The following is a 16,774-nucleotide window of genomic DNA, read 5'->3' on the forward strand; positions in this document are numbered from 1 at the left end:
CTGCCCCGACGCCACGGAAACCGTCCCATGACCGCAAGGCCTCCCGCCGCCCTCCTCGCCCTGGCCCTGTTTGTCGCCGCTCACGGCAGCCCCGGCGCGCACGCCGCCGCCAACGATCCCAACTGGGTCCCGGTGGACCCGCAGGCAATGCCGGGGGTGTTCTACGACACCCACTCGATCCGGGCCGTGTCCGACAACCCGACCGTGATGGCCGTGACCGTGGCCTGGTTCTACGCCCAGCCGCGGATCTCCGAAGCCAACGGCCAGCCTTACGGCTCAGTCACCCAGCCGGTCACGCTGAACTGCGCCGCCAACACCTACACGGTCACCCAGGTCCTGCACCACGCTGGCAATGACGCCACCGGCGCGATCGTGGAATCGATACCGGTGGCGGGCATCCGCAACGCGCCGGTCACGCGCGACCCGGTCCAGCGGCGCCTGCGCGACCTTATCTGCACGGAAAATGGCAAAAGCGCCCGCAAATAGCGGGCGAGTAGCGGGCGCCTTGCCGGCCGCCGGCGCGGCGATCACACCTGTTCCAGCGCCTGTTCCAGGTCGGCGATCAGGTCGTCGATATGCTCGATGCCGATGGACAGACGCACGGTTTCCTCGCGCACGCCGGCCTTTTGCAGTTCTTCGGGGTTGAGCTGGCGGTGCGTGGTGGACGCCGGATGCGTCGCCAGGGACTTGGAATCGCCAATGTTGACCAGGCGCGTGAAGAGCTGCAGCGCATCCTGGAAGCGCGCGCCGGCCTCGCGGCCGCCCTTCACCCCGAAGGTGAACAGGCCGGGGACCTTGCCGCCCAGGTACTTGCGGGCGAGCGCGTGGTCCGGATGGTCCGGCAGGCCCGCGTAGTTCACCCATTCCACCTTCGGATGCTCTTTCAGGTACCCGGCGATCTTGACCGCGTTTTCGACAATGCGGTCCACGCGCAGGGCGAGGGTCTCGATGCCCTGCAGGATCTGGAACGAATTGAACGGCGAAATGGCCGCGCCGGTATTGCGCAGCGGCACCACCCGGGCGCGGCCGATGTAGGCGGCCGGGCCGAAGGCTTCGGTGTAGACCACGCCGTGATAGCTGACGTCGGGCTCGTTCAGCCGCTTGAACCGCGCCTTGCGCTCGGCCCACGGGAACTTGCCCGAGTCGATGATGGCGCCGCCCAGGCTGGTGCCGTGGCCGCCCAGGTACTTGGTCAGGGACTGCACCACGATGTCGGCGCCGTGTTCGATGGGGCGCAGCAGGTACGGCGAGGGCACGGTGTTGTCGACGATGAGCGGCAGGCCGTGACGATGCGCCAGCTCGGCCAGCGCGGCGATGTCGGTGATGTTGCCCAGCGGATTGCCGACCGATTCCGCGAAGATGGCCTTGGTGCGGTCGTCGATCTGCGCCTCGAACGCGGCCAGGTCCGAGGGGTCGGCAAAGCGCGTGGTGATGCCGTACTGCGGCAGCGTGTGGGCGAACAGGTTGTAGGTGCCGCCGTACAGCGTGCTGGACGAAATGATGTTGTCGCCGGCCTCGGCGATGGTCATGATGGCGTAAGTGACGGCCGACTGGCCCGACGCCAGCGCCAGCGCGGCGATCCCGCCTTCCAGGGCCGCCACGCGCTGCTCCAGCACGTCGGTGGTGGGATTCATGATGCGGGTGTAGATGTTGCCCGCGACCTTCAGGTCGAAGAGGTCCGCGCCGTGCTGCGTGTCGTCGAACGCGTAGGCCACTGTCTGGTAGATCGGCACCGCCACCGCGCGCGTGGTCGGATCGGGGCGGTAGCCGCCGTGGACGGCCACGGTTTCCAGGCGCCAGTTGGGCTTCTTCGCTTCAGTCATGAGTCTCTCCGGGTATTGCGTTTTTCAAGGGTTCAGATCAGGCGGCAAACGCGCGCGCGGCGCGCAGGATGCCTTCGATGTCTGCCTGGTTGTCATTGGGCCCGTTGGACGGGCGCACGTAACCATACCCCACGATGCGCGCCGCGGCACTAGCCGGCGATCCCGGACCATTACCCGCCAACCCCACCCCCCACCCCGCCGCCCGCCCCGCCGGTCATGCGCTGCAACCACGCGGGCCGGGGCGCCGCGTCCAGCCAGTTCTTCACGATCAGGCCCAGCTCCGTATCGCCCGCGATGCGCAGGCGGCGCTGGAAGAACAAGGTGTCGGCGTCGGTCTGCGCGCGCATCAGCGCCAAAAAGTCGGCCAGCTTCGCGCCCAGTTCCAGGTCGGCGGCCGCCTCGGCCGCGCCGCGGCTCCAGAGCGGCCGGAAAGCCCCGTCCCGCACGATGAAGCGGCTGCGCAGGCCCAGGTCTTCGACCGTGATGGCAAAGCTGCGCCCGTCCAGTTCGGCGGGCGGCTCCAGCCACTTGAGGCGGCGCGCCAGTTCCAGCCCGGCGGCGAAATGCAGCGAGACGAAGGGCCCCGGCACGCGCCGGCCCAGCTTGGCCAGCAGCGGCGGCAGATTCAGCGCGGCGCTCATACGGCAACCTCCTGCAGCGCGATCCCGGCCTGCCCGTAGTAATAGCCGTTGCAGCGGCCAATGCCGGCCGGCGGCGACACGGCGTCCGGCTTGCCGCCGCGGCGCGTCGCGTCCAGCGCGGCAATCGCTTCCAGCGTCCCGGCCGATTGGGGGCTGACGCGCAGCACCTCGATGCCCATCCCCGCCAGCTCCGCGGCTTCGGCCAGCAGATCCAGGCAGGCTGCCGACTGCACCTGGATGCCGTTGATGCCCAGGAATTCGCGCGATTCGCGCGTGCGCATGTCCAGCCCGTCGGGATGCTCGATGCAGCGAAACCCGCAATCGTCCTTCTTGAGCCGGAAGTGGCGCGCCGTGAAGCACCGCGCCGAGAACGCCAGCGCCATCCTGCCCCAGACCATGACTTCGGCCTGCATGCCCGCCGGCCGCTCCTGCAGCAAGCGGGCCAGCGTGGGGCCGTCCATTTCGAGCGGCGCGACAAAGCGCACCGCGCCGCGGTTGGCCAGCCAGGCCAGCGTGCCGCCGTGATAGGCGTTCAGGTGCGGCCCCGCCACGAAATCGCGCCCGCTCAGATGGCGCACCGCGCCCAGTTCGCCGGCTTCCACCATGAAGTCCGGCTGCTCGCACAGCTTCTTGAGGGCGCTGGCCTCGGCCCCGGTTTCGATCAGGGTGCGGCCCGACAGCACGACGGTCTTGCCCTCGGCGCGCAGGTCCCGGGCAAGCCCCAGCCAATCGTCGGCGCGCAGTTCGTGGCGCCGGCTGCAGACGGTTTCGCCCACGTACACGATGTCGGCTGGGCTGTCGGCCACGGCGGCGTAGAAGTCCATGGTGCGCTGGCGCGGCCAGTAGTAGAGCAAGGGACCGACTGAAATCTGGAATGGGAGCAGGTTCATTTCCACGGCCTTTCGAATGCGCCTTGAGTGACTTGGGAACCCTCGGCATGGCGCGCCAGCATGGCGTTCCATTCGGGGCGCGGCGAGTAGCGCGCGGCGTTCGCGTGCACGCTGTCCAGCGCGGCGCGCAAGGTGGACACCACCTGCGTGACGTAGGCCGGGCTGCGCTGGCGGCCTTCGATCTTGATGGCGGACACGCCCATCTCGGCCAGGCGCGGCAACAGGCCGATGGCGTTCAGGCTGGTGGGCTCTTCCAGCGCGTGGTCGGCGTGCCCGTCCACGTCGAACCGCCCCTTGCACAGCGTGGGATAGGCGGCGGGTTCGCCGGGTTCGTAGCGGTCGATGAGAATGCCGGAGAGCCGCGCATCCATGCGGCCGTCCTCTTCCACCCAGCGCACCGCGTGCGCGGGCGAACAGACGCCCTTGTTGTTGGGGGAATCGCCCGTGGCGTACGAGGACAGCAGGCAGCGGCCTTCGGCCATGACGCACAGGCTGCCGAAGCCGAAGACTTCGACCTCGACGCTGACGTTGGCGCAGATGCGTGCCACCTCCGCCAGCGTCAGCACGCGCGGCAGCACCACGCGGCGGATGCCGAACTGTTCCTTCATGAGTTCAATGGCGTCGGCGTGCGTGGCCGAGCCCTGCACGGACAGATGCAGGCGCAGGTCGGGATAGCGGTCGCTGGCGTAGGCGAGCAGGCCCGGATCGGCCATGATGACGGCGTCGGCGCCCAGGTCGTGCGCGGCATCCACCGCCGCCCGCCATTCGGCCATGCGGCCCGCCTGCACGAAGGTGTTGATGGCGAACAGCACCTGCCGGTTGCGGCGATGGGCGAGTTCGACGCCTGCGCGGATGTCTGCTTCGGTGAAATTGAGCCCGGCGAAATTGCGGGCATTGGTGGCGTTCTTGAGCCCGAGATAGACGGTGTCGGCGCCCGCCTCTATCGCTGCCTTCAGCGCGGCCAGGCTGCCCGCCGGGGCCACGAGCTCCATGGGAGTGGTTCGAGTTTGCATGACGGCCAGTCTATGGGCCGCCCGTGCGCCGGGCCTTGTCGAAAATCAAACGGCGCGGCGCCTTCGGGTGTCTGACACCGAAGTGCTCGCAATCGCGGGCGCCTATTCTTCCGTATACAGGCCGCGCTCCACCGCATACACGGCCACCTGCACGCGGCTGGTCAGATTGAGCTTTTTCAGCACGTTCTGCACATGGATCTTGACCGTGCTTTCGCTGACGTCCAGTTCGCGCGCGATGACCTTGTTGCTGGCGCCGCGCGCCAGCCATTGCACGATCTGCGTCTCGCGCGCGGTGAGGCGGTGGCGTTCGGCGGACCCGGGCGGCGGCGGCGTCTGGCTGGCCTGGCCGCGGAACTGCTCGACCAGCTTGGCGGTCATGCTGTCGGCGATCACGGCTTCGCCGTTGGCGGCGCGGCGGATCGCCGACACCAGCGCGTCGGCGTCGATGTTCTTGACGAGGTAGCCGCGGGCGCCGTCGCGCAGCGCCTGGCCGAGTTCGTCGGCCTCTTCGGAGACCGTCAGGATGATGACTGCGCACCCGGGCAGGTCCTGCGTCAGGAGCTGCAGCGTTTCCAGCCCCGACAGCCCGGGCAGGTTCAGGTCCAGCAGCACCACGTCGGGCTTGAGCTCCTGGGCGCGCTTCAGGCCCTCCACCCCGTCCCCCGCCTCGGCCACGACTTCGAAGTCGGGCTGGCGCTGCAACAGCAGGCGGACCCCGGAACGGAACAGGGTGTGGTCGTCGATGAGCAGGATGCGGATGGTCATGATGGACAGGAAGGTCAGGCAGCCTGGCGTTCAGCGCCAGGCAGGGTGAGCGCCACGCGCGTGCCGGCGCCGGGCTGCGATTCGAGTTTTATCACGGCGCGCATGCGCGCGGCGCGCTCGCGCATGATGTGCATGCCCACGTGGGATTCGCCGCGTTCGGCGACGTCGGCCGGGTCGTAGCCCTGCCCGTCGTCGGCGATCTGCAGGGTGAAATCGCGGCCGTTCTCGACAGAAATGCGCACGCGGCTGGCTTCGGAATGCTTGCGTACGTTGGACAGGGCCTCCTGCAGGATGAACAGCACCTGGAGCTGCTGCTCGGGCTGCAGCGGCGCGCCCTCGCCCTGGCTGAAGGTGAGCTCGGTCTCGATGGCGGTCTGGCGCCGGAAGCGGGCGACGGTGTCCTCGATGGCGGCCTGCAGATCGCCCTGCGACAGCTTGCTGCGGAAATTGGTCAGCAGTTCGCGCACGTCCTGGTAGCTTTCGTCCACGCCGGTGCGCAGGAGCGGCAGGATCTCGCTGACCTCTTCGTCGTCGCCGCGCTTGATGGCGGCGTCCAGCATCTGCAGTTGCAGGTTCAGGAAATTCAGCCCCTGGGCCAGGCTGTCGTGCAGGCCCTGCGCCACCAGCCCGCGCTCTTGCACGACGGCAAGCTGGCGGGCCTGCGCGCTCAGGCGCCGGTTGTCCAGCGCCACGCCAAGGTGCTGGCCCAGCGTTTCCAGCAGTTGCGATTCCGACGCCATCAGGCGGCGCTGCTGGCGGAAATGCAGCGAATACGAGCCCAATACCTCGTCGCGGGTCACGATGCGGAACACGGCCACGCTGGAGAAGCCCTCGCGCTGGCAGTTCAGGTCCAGCTCCTGCGGCGACTGGCGGAAGTCCTGGATGACGATGACCCCCGCCTGGCGCGTCGCCACGCCGCAGTAGCAGTCGTCCACTTTCATGCAGTGCTCGGCCTGCACCAGTTCGTCGGACAGGCCGACCGACACCACCAGGTTGAGCTTTTCATTGTTGGGGTCCAGCGCGCGGATGCTGCCGGCGTCCGCGTCGAATTGCAGCATGACGCGGCGCAGGAAGCCGTCGCACATGGCTTCGATCTCATTGGGCTGGTTCAGGAACGCCGCCATGTCGTACAGCGCGCCGATGTCGCGGTTCTGCGCCGCCAACTGCGCGGTCTTCTGCTCCACCCGCTGCTCCAGGCTGGTGTACAGGTCCTGCAGTTCGTCGGCCATGCGGTTGTAGCCGCGCGCCAGCACCCCGAACTCGTCCTGGCTTTCCACCGGCAGCCGCGTGCTGAACTCGCGGTCGGCCATGCGCTGCAGGCCGTCGCGCAGGCGCAGCACGGGAGAGATGATCCACAGGTAAAGCAGGTAGATCATCGCCAGCGTCCCGGCGCTGGCGATCGCGGCCAGCACGCCCTGCGACAGGCGCAGCGACGTGGTCTTGCCGGCGTTGTCCTGTTCGATCATGCGCACCAGCGTGTCGGCCCGGGCCACGAACTCGGGCAGCGTCTCCAGGTACGCCGAGGCGTCCGGCTGGGCGATGGCCCGCAGCGCCGCCGGCTTCATGATGTCGCGCCAGTAGGCCGCCACGTCCTGCCACTGGGCGCGGATGGCGGGGTCGTTGGGGATGAAGAGCGGACGCGCGGGGTTGCCGCGCGCCAGGCGCGCGATGGTCTCGTCCAGCACGGCGATCTGTTCGGCGGTCCGCACGTCGCGGCCGGCTTGCGGGCGCATCAGTTCCACCGCCACGCGGTTCGCGCGCATGCGCAGGCTGCCGGTGTCGTTGATGGCCGCGCCCGCGCCTTCCAACTGCCACGACAGCCAAAGCGTCCAGCTCACCATGGCAAGCACCACCACCAGCGCCAGCAGCGAACTGGCCACGATGCGCGTGGAAAGGCGGTGCCGGGGCGACGGAAGCGCGTCGGAACGGGCGGCGGTATCGGCGGGCGTCATGGTGGTCGGTGCGAAGAGCGCGATTCGGGCATCAGTGTAGTCCCTTCCCGCAAGCATTCAGACACCATGTTCGCGCGATCATCCCAGCCCAAGGGCGCGGCAGAGAAAGTCCGCGACCCGGGCGGGTTCGTTCAGCGGCAGGCAGGGCAAGGCGATGCCTTGCGGCGCGTCGGTCACGACCGCGAGAAATCCGGGGTCCTCGGTATGCAGCGGCGGCTTGCCCAGCGCGGGCCGGTAGACCTCGATGCGCGGAATGGCCGCCTGCTTGAAGCCTTCGACCAGCACCAGGTCGGCGGGCGACAGGCGCGCCAGTTGCGCGTCCAGCGTGGGTTCGGGCGCGTCGCGCAGCTCATGCACGATGGCGTAGCGGTACGGCGAGGCGATCATGACCTCTTGCGCGCCCGCCGTGCGAAAGCGCGCGCTGTCCTTGCCGGGCGGCTCCATCTGGAAATCGTGATGGCTGTGCTTGATGACGTTCACGCGCAGGCCGCGCGCGCCCAGCAACGGCAGCATGGCTTCGATCAGGGTGGTCTTGCCGCTGCCGGAGCGGCCGGCGATGCCGAATACAGGGGTCATGGGAGGGCAGGTTCCGTCAGCAGAGGGCAAACGATGGGCAGAAACGTGTCCGCACGCGGGGAGTATGCCAGCAAAGCGCCGGCCACCAGGTCGAAATACCAGCCGTGCAGCGTCAGGCTGCCGCCGTCCACGGCCCGCCGGACAAAGGGCAGGTCTTCGAGGTTGCGCAGGGAGATCAGAATGGAAGCCTGCTCGCAGGCGCGGCGGCGCTCTGCCTGGGAGGCGTGCGGCATCTGCCGCAGCACCTGTTCCCGCGCCGGTTCGGCGATGTCCATCCAGCGCCCGAGATAATCGGTTTCGCCATCGCGGCGGATGCCCCGCTCCATCAGCGCGCGGATGCCGCCGCACTGCGCATGCCCCAGCACGATGATGCGGCTGACCTGCAGTTGCTCGACCGCGAACTGAATGGCCGCCAGCACGCCCTGCAGGCCGCGGTCCTTGCTGGACGGCGGCACCAGGTTGGCCACGTTGCGCACGGTGAAGATGTCGCCGGGGTCGCACCCCAGCAGCATGGCCGGGTCCACCCGGGAATCGCAGCAGCCGATCAGGAGCGTGCTGGGATGCTGGCCGTCGCGCAGGTTGCGGTACAGCGATGGCGCGTCTTCGTAATACTGCTGCTGGAAACGCTGGAAGCCGCCGACCAGCCGTTCGAGGTCTTGCATGTCAGCCTCCCGTCTGCGCCATGAAACGCACGATGCGTTCGGGACGGGCGTTGAATTCGTGGCGCTCCGGCTTGGCGGCGATGCCCGCCACGATGGCCTGGATGAGGTCGCCGTCGCTGGCGCCCGCGCGCAGCAGTCGTCCCAACGGGATCTGGTCTTCCTGCCCCAGGCAAAGGTACAGGGTGCCGTCCACGCCCAGCCGGACGCGGTTGCAGGTGGCGCAGAAATGGCGCGACATCGGCGTAATGACGCCCAGCACCGGCGCGCCCTGCCCGCCCGTCCAGTACCGCGCCGGACCGTTGCGCGACTGCGCCAGCGACGGCACCAGGCCGGCGTCCGCCGCCAGCCGTGCGCCCATCGCGTTCAGGTCGGTGTGCGTGTGGCCCCGTCCGCATTCGCCCATGGGCATGGGCTCGATGAGGCGCAGCACGAAGCCCTGTTCCATCGCGTACGCCAGCAGGCGCCGCACGTCGGATTCGGGCGTGGCGGCGTGCACCACGCTGTTGAGCTTGATCGGGGCAAAGCCCGCCTGCCGCGCCGCCGCCAGTCCGGCCAGCACGGACGCCAGGCAGTCGCGCCCGGTGATCTGCGCGAAGGCCGCGGCGTCCAGCGTGTCCAGGCTGATGTTCAGCCGGTCCACCCCCGCCGCGCGCAGCGACTGCGCATGGCGGGCCAGTTGCGTGGCGTTGGTGGACACGGACAGGTCGCGCAGGCCGGGCATGGCGGCGATGGTGGCGGCCAGCCCGGCCACGCCCTTGCGCAGCAGCGGCTCGCCGCCGGTCAGCCGGACCTTGGCGACGCCCAGGCCGACGAACAGCCCGACCAGCCGGGCCATTTCGTCGTGGGACATCCAGTTGGCCGGCGTTTCGAAGCCCTTGAAATCCTTGGGCAGGCAGTAGCTGCAGCGCAGGTCGCAGCGGTCCGTGACCGACACGCGCAGATAGTCGATGCGGCGGCCGAAGCCGTCGGTCAGGGTGGCAGGCGCAGGCTCGTCCATCATGCGGCGCTCCCGGCGAAGACCCGCTCGGGTTCGCCGTCGTCCAGGTCGATGCCCGAGATCTTGGCCCGCCCCACCAGCAGCTTGGTGTACTGCCGCCAGGCGGTATCGCGGCTCATGGCGGTGAGCGCCGTGGCGATCTGCCGGGCGACCTGCTCGTAAGGCAGCAGCCGCCCTTCGACACGCCGCGTGACGCGCACGATGTGCAGGCCATGCCGCGTCTGCAGCAATTGCGGCAGCAGTCCGCCCGAGGGCAGCGCGAACACCGCGCGCTCGAATTCCGGCACGGTGTCGCCGCGCCCGAGCTGTCCCAGGTTACCGCCCACGGCCGCGGACGGGCAGTTGGACTGCGCGCGCGCGACCTCGGCAAAGCGCGACGGGTCCGCCAGCAGGTCGGCCAGCACCACGTTGGCATGCGCTTTCAGCATGTCCAGGTTCACGTCGGGCGTGACCTGGAACAGGATGTGGTCCGCCTCGACCAGCTCGCCCACCATGAAACGCTCGGGGTGCATCTGGTAGAAGCGGCGGCAGGCCGCCTCGTCCGCCTCGGGCGCGGGCGCCTGGCTGGCGAGCAAGGCGCCGATGGCGCTTTCCTCGTCCGAGACGTCCAGGCCCTGGCGGCCGGCCTCGTCCAGCAGCACGCGCCGCAGCACCAGGGCCGTGACGGCCTCGCGCATGGGATTGCCGGCTTCGGCGTGCAGGGGCAGTTCACGTTCCAGATCCGCGTCGTTCAGTTCGACGCCATTGACGATGACAGGCATGGTCGGCTCCTTGGACGAGGGATCAGCGCGGGCGGACCAGCTGCCAGGCGCGGCCCAGATAGCCGACCGACGCGAAGCCGCTCCATACGTGCACCAGGCGGGTGAACGGGAAGATCACAAAGAGCGTCAGGCCCATGAAGAGGTGCGCCTTGAACAGCAGCGGCACGCCGGCGACATAGCTGGCGGCGTCGCCCTGGAAGGTGACGATGTGCTGCGCCCAGGTCATCAGGTGCACCATCATCTCGCCGTCCATGTGGCCGGCCGACAGCACGATGGTGGACAGCCCGAGCAGCAGCGTGACCAGTATCCACAGCAGCAGGAGCTTGTCGCCCGGACGGGTGGCGCGGGCGATGCGCGGGTCCGTCAGGCGGCGGTGGATCAGGATCAAGAGGCCGATCAGGCACAGCCCGCCCATTACGCCGCCGGCCACCATCGCGACCATCTGCTTCAGGGAATGCGACACGCCCAGCGTGTCCCACACGATGACCGGCGTCAGCAGCCCGACCAGATGCCCGAAGAACAGGCCCAGGATGCCGATGTGGAACAGGATGTTGCCCAGGCGCAGCTGGCCCCGGTGCAGCAGCTGCGAGCTGTCGGACTTCCAGGTGTACTGCTCGCGCTCGAAGCGCGCCAGGCTGCCCAGCAGGAAGACCGTCAGCGCGATGTAGGGATAGATGCCGAAGAGAAACTGATTCAGGGAATTCATGATGCGTCGTCCTGAGCGTTAATGGGTCGCGGGCGAACGGGGATAGAAGCGCACGGTCTGCGCCCCGTCGCCCGAGAACGGCCGCAGCAGCGGCTCCACGCCGTCCGCGCCGGCGCCGAAGATCTCCATCGCCTCGTCCATGTCGCGCACCGGCGCCTCGGTCTGCACGCGCGGGATCACGCGGGACTGGGCCCGCAGCACCGCGAAGATGCAGGCGTAGGGGCTGTCGCCCTTGGCCAGGCGGGCGCCGATGGCCGCGAGCACGTGGATGGCTTCGTCCAGCAGTTCCTGCGCCTTGTCGGGGTCGATGACCCCCAGGAATTCCAGGAACAGCGGCACGTGGTCCGGCAGTTCGGACACCATCGGCTCAAAGCCATGCTCGCGGTAGGTGTCCAGCAGGTCGACCATGGCCTGGCCGCGATCGCGGCTTTCGCCGTGCACGTGTTCGAACAGGTGCAGCGAATGCGAGCGGTTGCGGTCGAAGGTGGCGACGTAGTTTTCCTGCAGCGGGATCAGGTCGTTGGCGGCCAGGTAGCCCACCAGCGGCTGCAGGGTTTCCTCGGCGTCCGGATAGGTCGCGATGGCCGCTTCCAGTTCGCCCAGGTGGTCCAGCAGTTCGGGCTCGGGGTAGCACAGCATGGCGGAAAGCAGACGGTACAGGCTCATGGTTTTCTCCTTTCCTCAGGCCGACACGGCCTTCTTGCGGGACTTGGGCATCTCGATGAAGATTTCGCTGCCTTGCGGCTTGCGGCCGAACAGGCTGCCTTCCGAGACGCCGCCCGAGCAGCCGTTGCCGAATGTGAAGCCGCAGCTGCCCTTTTCGTTGAAGCTGTCCTCGACCACTTCCTTGTGGCTGCTGGGCACGACGAAGCGGTCCTCGTAGTTGGCGATGGCCATGATGCGGTACATGTCCTGCACGGTTTCCTCGGACAGGCCCACCTGGTCCAAAAGGGCCGTGTCGCGTTCGCCGTGGACGGTTTCGGACCGCTTGTAGGCGCGCATGGCCAGCATGCGTTCCAGGGCCTGCAGCACCGGCGCTTCCTTGCCGGCGGTCAGCAGGTTGGCCAGGTAGCGCACGGGGATGCGCAAGGACGACACGTCGGGGATCATGCCGCTCTTGCCCACGGTGCGCTGCGGCATCTTGCCGGCCTCGGCGGCCGTCTGGATGGGCGACAGCGGCGGGATGTACCAGACCATCGGCAGCGTGCGGTATTCCGGATGCAGCGGGAAGGCGACCTTCCACTGCACGGCCATCTTGTAGACCGGCGAGTTGCGGGCGGCATCCAGCCACGATTCCGGGATGCCCTGCTCGCGCGCGGCGGCGATCACCTCGGGCGAATGCGGATCCAGGAAGAGACCGAGCTGTTCTTCGTACAGGTCCTGCTCGCTGGCGGTGGACGCGGCGTTTTCGATCTGGTCGGCGTCGTACAGCAGCACGCCCAGGTAGCGGATGCGGCCCACGCAGGTTTCGGAGCACACGGTCGGCTGGCCGGCCTCGATGCGCGGATAGCAGAACGTGCACTTCTCGGCCTTGCCGCTGCTCCAGTTGTAGTAGATCTTCTTGTACGGGCAGCCCGAGATACACATGCGCCAGCCGCGGCACTTGTCCTGGTCGACCAAAACGATGCCGTCGTCTTCGCGCTTGTAGATGGAACCGGACGGGCAGCTCGCGACACAGGCCGGGTTCAGGCAGTGCTCGCACAGGCGCGGCAGATACATCATGAAGGTGTTCTCGAAGGTCGAGTACATCTCCTTCTGCACGCCTTCAAACAGCGCATCGCGGCTGCGCGCGCTGAATTCGCCGCCCAGGTCGTCTTCCCAGTTCGGGCCCCACTGGATCTTGTCCATCTTCTTGCCCGTCAGCACCGACACCGGGCGCGCGGTGGGCGGCGTCTGCGACAGCGGCGCGTTCTGCAGATGCTCGTAGTCGTAGGTGAACGGCTCGTAGTAGTCGTCGATGGCGGGCAGGTTCGGGTTGGCGAAGAGGTTGGCCAGGATGCGCAGCTTGCCGCCCTGGCGCGGCTCCAGCTTGCCGGCGGCGGTGCGGGTCCAGCCGCCCTTCCACTTTTTCTGGTTCTCCCATTCCTTCGGATAGCCGATGCCGGGCTTGGTTTCAACGTTGTTGAACCAGGCGTATTCGACACCGTCGCGGCTGGTCCAGACGTTCTTGCAGGTGACCGAGCAAGTGTGGCAGCCGATGCACTTGTCCAGGTTCAGCACCATGCCGATTTGGGCGCGTATCCTCATGATTGCTTCTCTTCTTGTTGCAGTTCTTCGACGAGCGGGCCTTCCAGCCAGTCCACCTTGTTCATCTTGCGCACGACCACGAATTCGTCGCGGTTGGCGCCCACGGTGCCGTAGTAGTTGAAGCCGTAGGCCTGCTGGGCGTAGCCGCCGATCATGTGCGTGGGCTTGAGCACAGTGCGCGTGACCGAGTTGTGGATCCCGCCGCGCTTGCCGCTGGTTTCGGCGCCCGGCACGTTCACGATCTTTTCCTGCGCGTGGTACATCAGGCACATGCCGACCGGCACGCGCTGGCTCACGACCACGCGGGCGGTCAGCGTGCCGTTCACGTTGAACACTTCCACCCAGTCGTTGTCGACCAGCCCGGCCTGCTTGGCCTCGGCCTCGGACACCCACACGTGGGGGCCGCCGCGCGACAGCGTCAGCATGCGCAGGTTGTCCGAGTACGTGCTGTGGATGCCCCACTTCTGGTGCGGCGTGATCCAGTTCAGGACCAGTTCCTTTTCGCCGTTCGGGTACTTGCCCAGCATGGGCGCGACCGTCTTGGTGTCGATGGCCGGCTTGTACACGCACGAGCCCTCGCCAAAGTCCAGCATCCAGCGGTGATCCTGGTAGAACTGCTGGCGGCCGGTCAGGGTGCGCCATGGGATCAGTTCATGCACGTTGGTATAGCCGGCGTTGTAGCTGACCTCTTCGCTTTCCAGGCCGGACCAGGTGGGCGCCGAGATGATCTTGCGCGGCTGCGCCTGGATGTCGCGAAAGCGGATCTTGTCGTGCTCGCGGCCGACGGCCAGGTGCGTGTGGTCGCGTCCGGTGATCTTGCCCAGCGCCTCCCAGGCCTTGACCGACACGTGGCCGTTGGTCTCGGGCGCGAAGGTCAGGATCATTTCGGCCGCGTCGATGGCCGTGTCCAGGCGCGGACGGCCCTGGCTGACGCCGGCTTCGGTGACGCTTTCATTGATGCCGGCCAGTTCGTGGACTTCGTGCTGGGTGTTCCAGTTGATGCCCTTGCCGCCATTGCCCAGCTTGTCCAGCAACGGCCCCACCGACGTGAACTTGCGGTAGATGTCGTTGTAGTCGCGTTCGACCACCGTCATGGACGGCGCGGTCTTGCCGGGGATCAGGTCGCATTCGCCCAGCTTCCAGTCCTTGGGCTCGAAGGCCTGGCCCAGTTCTCCCGGGGTGTCGTGCATCAGCGGGGTCAGCACCAGGTCGCGGCGCTTGCCCAGGTACGGGCCGCCGATGTCGCTGAACTTCTTGGCCAGCAGCTTGTAGATCTCCCAGTCAGTCTTGCTTTCCCAGAGCGGCTGCACGGCTTCGCTCAAGGGGTGGATGAACGGGTGCATGTCGGACGTGTTGAGGTCGTCCTTTTCGTACCAGGTGGCCGTGGGCAACACGATGTCGCCGTACAGGCAGGTGGTGCTCATGCGGAAATCCAGCACCGTCAGCAGGTCCAGCTTGCCTTCGGCGGCGTCTTCCTCGTAGGTGACTTCGGTCGGCTTGATGGCGGCGGCTTCGTCGCCGAACACCGCGTTCTGCGTGCCCAGCAGGTACTTCAGGAAGTACTCGTGGCCCTTGCCGCTGGAGCCCAGGATGTTGGAGCGCCACACGAACATGTTGCGCGGGAAGTTGGCCGGGTCGTCCGGGTTTTCGCAGGACATGCGCAGTTCGCCGGACTTCATCAGCTCGACGGCGTGCGCGACGGGGTCCTTGCCCAGGCTGTCGGCCTGCGCCACCACGTCCAGCGGATTGGTGCGCAGTTGCGGGGCCGACGGCAGCCAGCCCATGCGCTCGGCGCGCGCGTTCAGGTCGATCATGCTGAGGTCGCCGTACTTGGCGCGGTCGGCGGTGGGGCCGAGCACTTCCTGCACGTTCAGCTTTTCATGGCGCCACTGGCTGGTGTGCGCATAGAAGAAGGATGTCCCATTCATCTGGCGCGGCGGGCGGACCCAGTCCGCGGCAAAGGCCAGGGGCGCCCAGCCGAACTGCGGGCGCAGCTTTTCCTGGCCCACGTAATGCGCCCAGCCGCCGCCGCTCTTGCCCACGCAACCGCACATCATCAGCATGTTGATGATGCCGCGGTAAATCATGTCCATGTGGTACCAATGGTTCAGGCCGGCGCCGACGATGACCATGGACTTGCCTTCGGTGTCGTGCGCGTTCTGCGCGAACTCGCGCGCCACCTGGATGACCTGCGCGCGCGGCACGCTGGTGTGCTTTTCCTGCCAGGCCGGGGTGTAGGGCACGTCATCGTCGTACGAGGACGCGACGTTGCCGCCGCCCAGGCCGCGGTCCAGGCCGTAGTTGGCCATCTGCAAGTCATACACCGTGGCGACCAGGGCCTCGCTGCCATCGGCCAGGCGGATGCGGCGGGCGGGCACGTTGCGCACCAGCAGCTCGTCGTGTTCGCTGCCGAAGTATGGGAAGCCCACGCCGACCACGGCGTCGGACTGGCCCACCAGGGTCAGCGTCGGGACGATGTCGCGGCCCGAGCCGCCGTCCTTGGATTCGAGGTTCCAGCGGCCGACCTTTTCGCCGTCGTTGACAGCGCCCTCGCCCCAGCGGAAACCGATGCTGCCGTTGGGCGCCACCAGATCGCCGGTGGTTTCGTCCAGCACCAGCGTCTTCCAGTCGGGGTTGTTCTGTTCGCCCAGCGCGTTGTCCAGTTGCGAGGCGCGCAGGAAGTGGTCAGGGGCGTAGAAGCCGTCACGCTGCTTGAGCTGCACCAGCATCGGCATGTCGGTGTAGCGGCGCACGTAGTCCGTGAAGTAGGCCGACTTGCCCGACAGGTGGAATTCCTTGAGGATCACGTGGCCCATGGCCATGGCCAGCGCGGCGTCGGTGCCCTGCTTGGGCGCCAGCCAGATGTCGCCGAACTTGACCATTTCACCGAAGTCGCTGGACACGGCCACGGTCTTGGTGCCCTTGTAGCGGACTTCCGTGTAGAAGTGCGCGTCCGGCGTGCGGGTCTGCGGGACGTTCGAGCCCCAGACCATCAGGTAGGTCGAGTTGTACCAGTCGGCCGATTCCGGCACGTCGGTTTGCTCGCCCCAGATCTGCGGGCTGGCGGGGGGAAGGTCGCAATACCAGTCGTAGAAGCTGAGGCAGGCTCCGCCCAAGAGGCTCAGGTAGCGGGCGCCGGCGGCGTAGCTGACCATGGACATGGCGGGGATGGGCGAAAAGCCGATCACGCGGTCCGGGCCGTACTTCTTGATGGTGAGCGCGTTGGCCGCGGCGATGATTTCCGTGGCGGTGTCCCAGTCAGCACGCACGAAGCCGCCCAGGCCGCGCACCGACTTGTAGCGCTTGGCGCGCTTGGGGTCCTGGCTGATCCATTCCCAGGCCGCGATCGGGTCCATGGTCTTGCGGGCTTCGCGCCACATTTCGATCAGGCGGCCGCGGATCATGGGGTATTTCACGCGCTGCGCCGAGTACACGTACCAGCTGTACGACGCGCCGCGGGGACAGCCGCGCGGCTCGTGGTTGGGCAGGTCGGGCCGCGTGCGCGGGTAATCCGTCTGCTGCGTTTCCCAGGTGATCAGGCCGTTCTTGACATACACCTTCCAGGAGCAGGAGCCGGTGCAGTTCACGCCGTGCGTGGAGCGCACCACCTTGTCGTGCTGCCAGCGGGCGCGATAGGCGTTCTCCCACTTGCGGTCTTCGTTGACCGTTTCGCCATGACCGTCCGCGAAGGTGGACTTCACCCGCGACATGAACTTCAACCGGTCCAGAAAATGACTCATT

The 16,774-nt window shown here is 67.6% G+C and carries 15 protein-coding genes; 1 reads left to right on the plus strand and 14 read right to left on the minus strand.

What is annotated here, in order from left to right; translation table 11 throughout:
• Window positions 1–27: 27 nt before the first annotated feature.
• Entirely contained in the window at window positions 28–486 is a 459-nt protein-coding gene (locus BMW75_RS07620) for a surface-adhesin E family protein (protein ID WP_092578263.1), read from the plus strand.
• A 41-nt stretch (window positions 487–527) separates the two neighbouring features.
• Here the strand turns inward: BMW75_RS07620 and BMW75_RS07625 are convergent, their stop codons facing one another.
• The 14 genes from BMW75_RS07625 to BMW75_RS07690 form a co-directional block, all read right to left on the minus strand.
• Window positions 528–1,823 carry an O-acetylhomoserine aminocarboxypropyltransferase/cysteine synthase family protein gene (locus tag BMW75_RS07625; RefSeq protein ID WP_092578265.1) on the minus strand — a complete coding sequence of 432 codons (1,296 nt, stop codon included), beginning with the start codon at window positions 1,821–1,823 and terminating at the stop codon, window positions 528–530.
• A 170-nt stretch (window positions 1,824–1,993) separates the two neighbouring features.
• Window positions 1,994–2,464, minus strand: coding sequence for a ubiquinone anaerobic biosynthesis accessory factor UbiT (locus BMW75_RS07630; protein WP_092578267.1), 471 nt, complete (start codon window positions 2,462–2,464; stop codon window positions 1,994–1,996).
• Entirely contained in the window at window positions 2,461–3,354 is an 894-nt protein-coding gene (locus tag BMW75_RS07635) for a U32 family peptidase (RefSeq protein WP_092578269.1), read from the minus strand. The genes BMW75_RS07630 and BMW75_RS07635 overlap by 4 nt, the downstream gene beginning before the upstream one ends.
• Entirely contained in the window at window positions 3,351–4,367 is a 1,017-nt protein-coding gene (locus tag BMW75_RS07640; protein ID WP_092578271.1) for a ubiquinone anaerobic biosynthesis protein UbiU, read from the minus strand. The genes BMW75_RS07635 and BMW75_RS07640 overlap by 4 nt, the downstream gene beginning before the upstream one ends.
• Window positions 4,368–4,469: 102 nt before the next feature.
• Window positions 4,470–5,132, minus strand: coding sequence for a response regulator (locus BMW75_RS07645; protein ID WP_076520644.1), 663 nt, complete (start codon window positions 5,130–5,132; stop codon window positions 4,470–4,472).
• A gap of 14 nt (window positions 5,133–5,146) precedes the next feature.
• Window positions 5,147–7,084: a type IV pili methyl-accepting chemotaxis transducer N-terminal domain-containing protein gene (locus BMW75_RS07650; protein ID WP_092578272.1), complete on the minus strand. Its 1,938-nt coding sequence runs from the start codon at window positions 7,082–7,084 to the stop codon at window positions 5,147–5,149.
• A gap of 78 nt (window positions 7,085–7,162) precedes the next feature.
• Complete coding sequence (gene mobB / locus BMW75_RS07655; protein WP_092578274.1) at window positions 7,163–7,660, minus strand: molybdopterin-guanine dinucleotide biosynthesis protein B; 498 nt, start codon at window positions 7,658–7,660, stop codon at window positions 7,163–7,165.
• Window positions 7,657–8,322: a carbonic anhydrase gene (locus tag BMW75_RS07660; protein ID WP_092578276.1), complete on the minus strand. Its 666-nt coding sequence runs from the start codon at window positions 8,320–8,322 to the stop codon at window positions 7,657–7,659. The genes mobB and BMW75_RS07660 overlap by 4 nt, the downstream gene beginning before the upstream one ends.
• A gap of 1 nt (window position 8,323) precedes the next feature.
• Window positions 8,324–9,322: a GTP 3',8-cyclase MoaA gene (gene moaA, locus BMW75_RS07665; RefSeq protein ID WP_092578278.1), complete on the minus strand. Its 999-nt coding sequence runs from the start codon at window positions 9,320–9,322 to the stop codon at window positions 8,324–8,326.
• A complete protein-coding gene (locus BMW75_RS07670; protein ID WP_092578280.1) occupies window positions 9,319–10,080 on the minus strand; it encodes a peptidylprolyl isomerase in 762 nt (253 codons plus the stop codon). The genes moaA and BMW75_RS07670 overlap by 4 nt, the downstream gene beginning before the upstream one ends.
• Window positions 10,081–10,102: 22 nt before the next feature.
• Window positions 10,103–10,786: a respiratory nitrate reductase subunit gamma gene (narI, locus tag BMW75_RS07675; RefSeq protein WP_092578282.1), complete on the minus strand. Its 684-nt coding sequence runs from the start codon at window positions 10,784–10,786 to the stop codon at window positions 10,103–10,105.
• 18 nt (window positions 10,787–10,804) lie between these two features.
• The gene (gene narJ, locus BMW75_RS07680; protein ID WP_092578284.1) at window positions 10,805–11,452 is read right to left on the minus strand and encodes a nitrate reductase molybdenum cofactor assembly chaperone; all 648 of its coding nucleotides are present in this window, start codon (window positions 11,450–11,452) and stop codon (window positions 10,805–10,807) included.
• 15 nt (window positions 11,453–11,467) lie between these two features.
• On the minus strand, window positions 11,468–13,033 hold the full coding sequence (gene narH, locus BMW75_RS07685; protein WP_092578286.1) for a nitrate reductase subunit beta: 1,566 nt from the start codon (window positions 13,031–13,033) through the stop codon (window positions 11,468–11,470).
• Window positions 13,030–16,773, minus strand: a complete 3,744-nt coding sequence (locus BMW75_RS07690) for a nitrate reductase subunit alpha (RefSeq protein WP_092578288.1) — start codon at window positions 16,771–16,773, stop codon at window positions 13,030–13,032. Before BMW75_RS07690 ends, narH begins: the two co-directional genes overlap by 4 nt.
• Window position 16,774 lies beyond the last annotated feature (1 nt).

The organism is Achromobacter sp. NFACC18-2 (genome assembly GCF_900108985.1).
GTDB lineage: Bacteria > Pseudomonadota > Gammaproteobacteria > Burkholderiales > Burkholderiaceae_B > Achromobacter.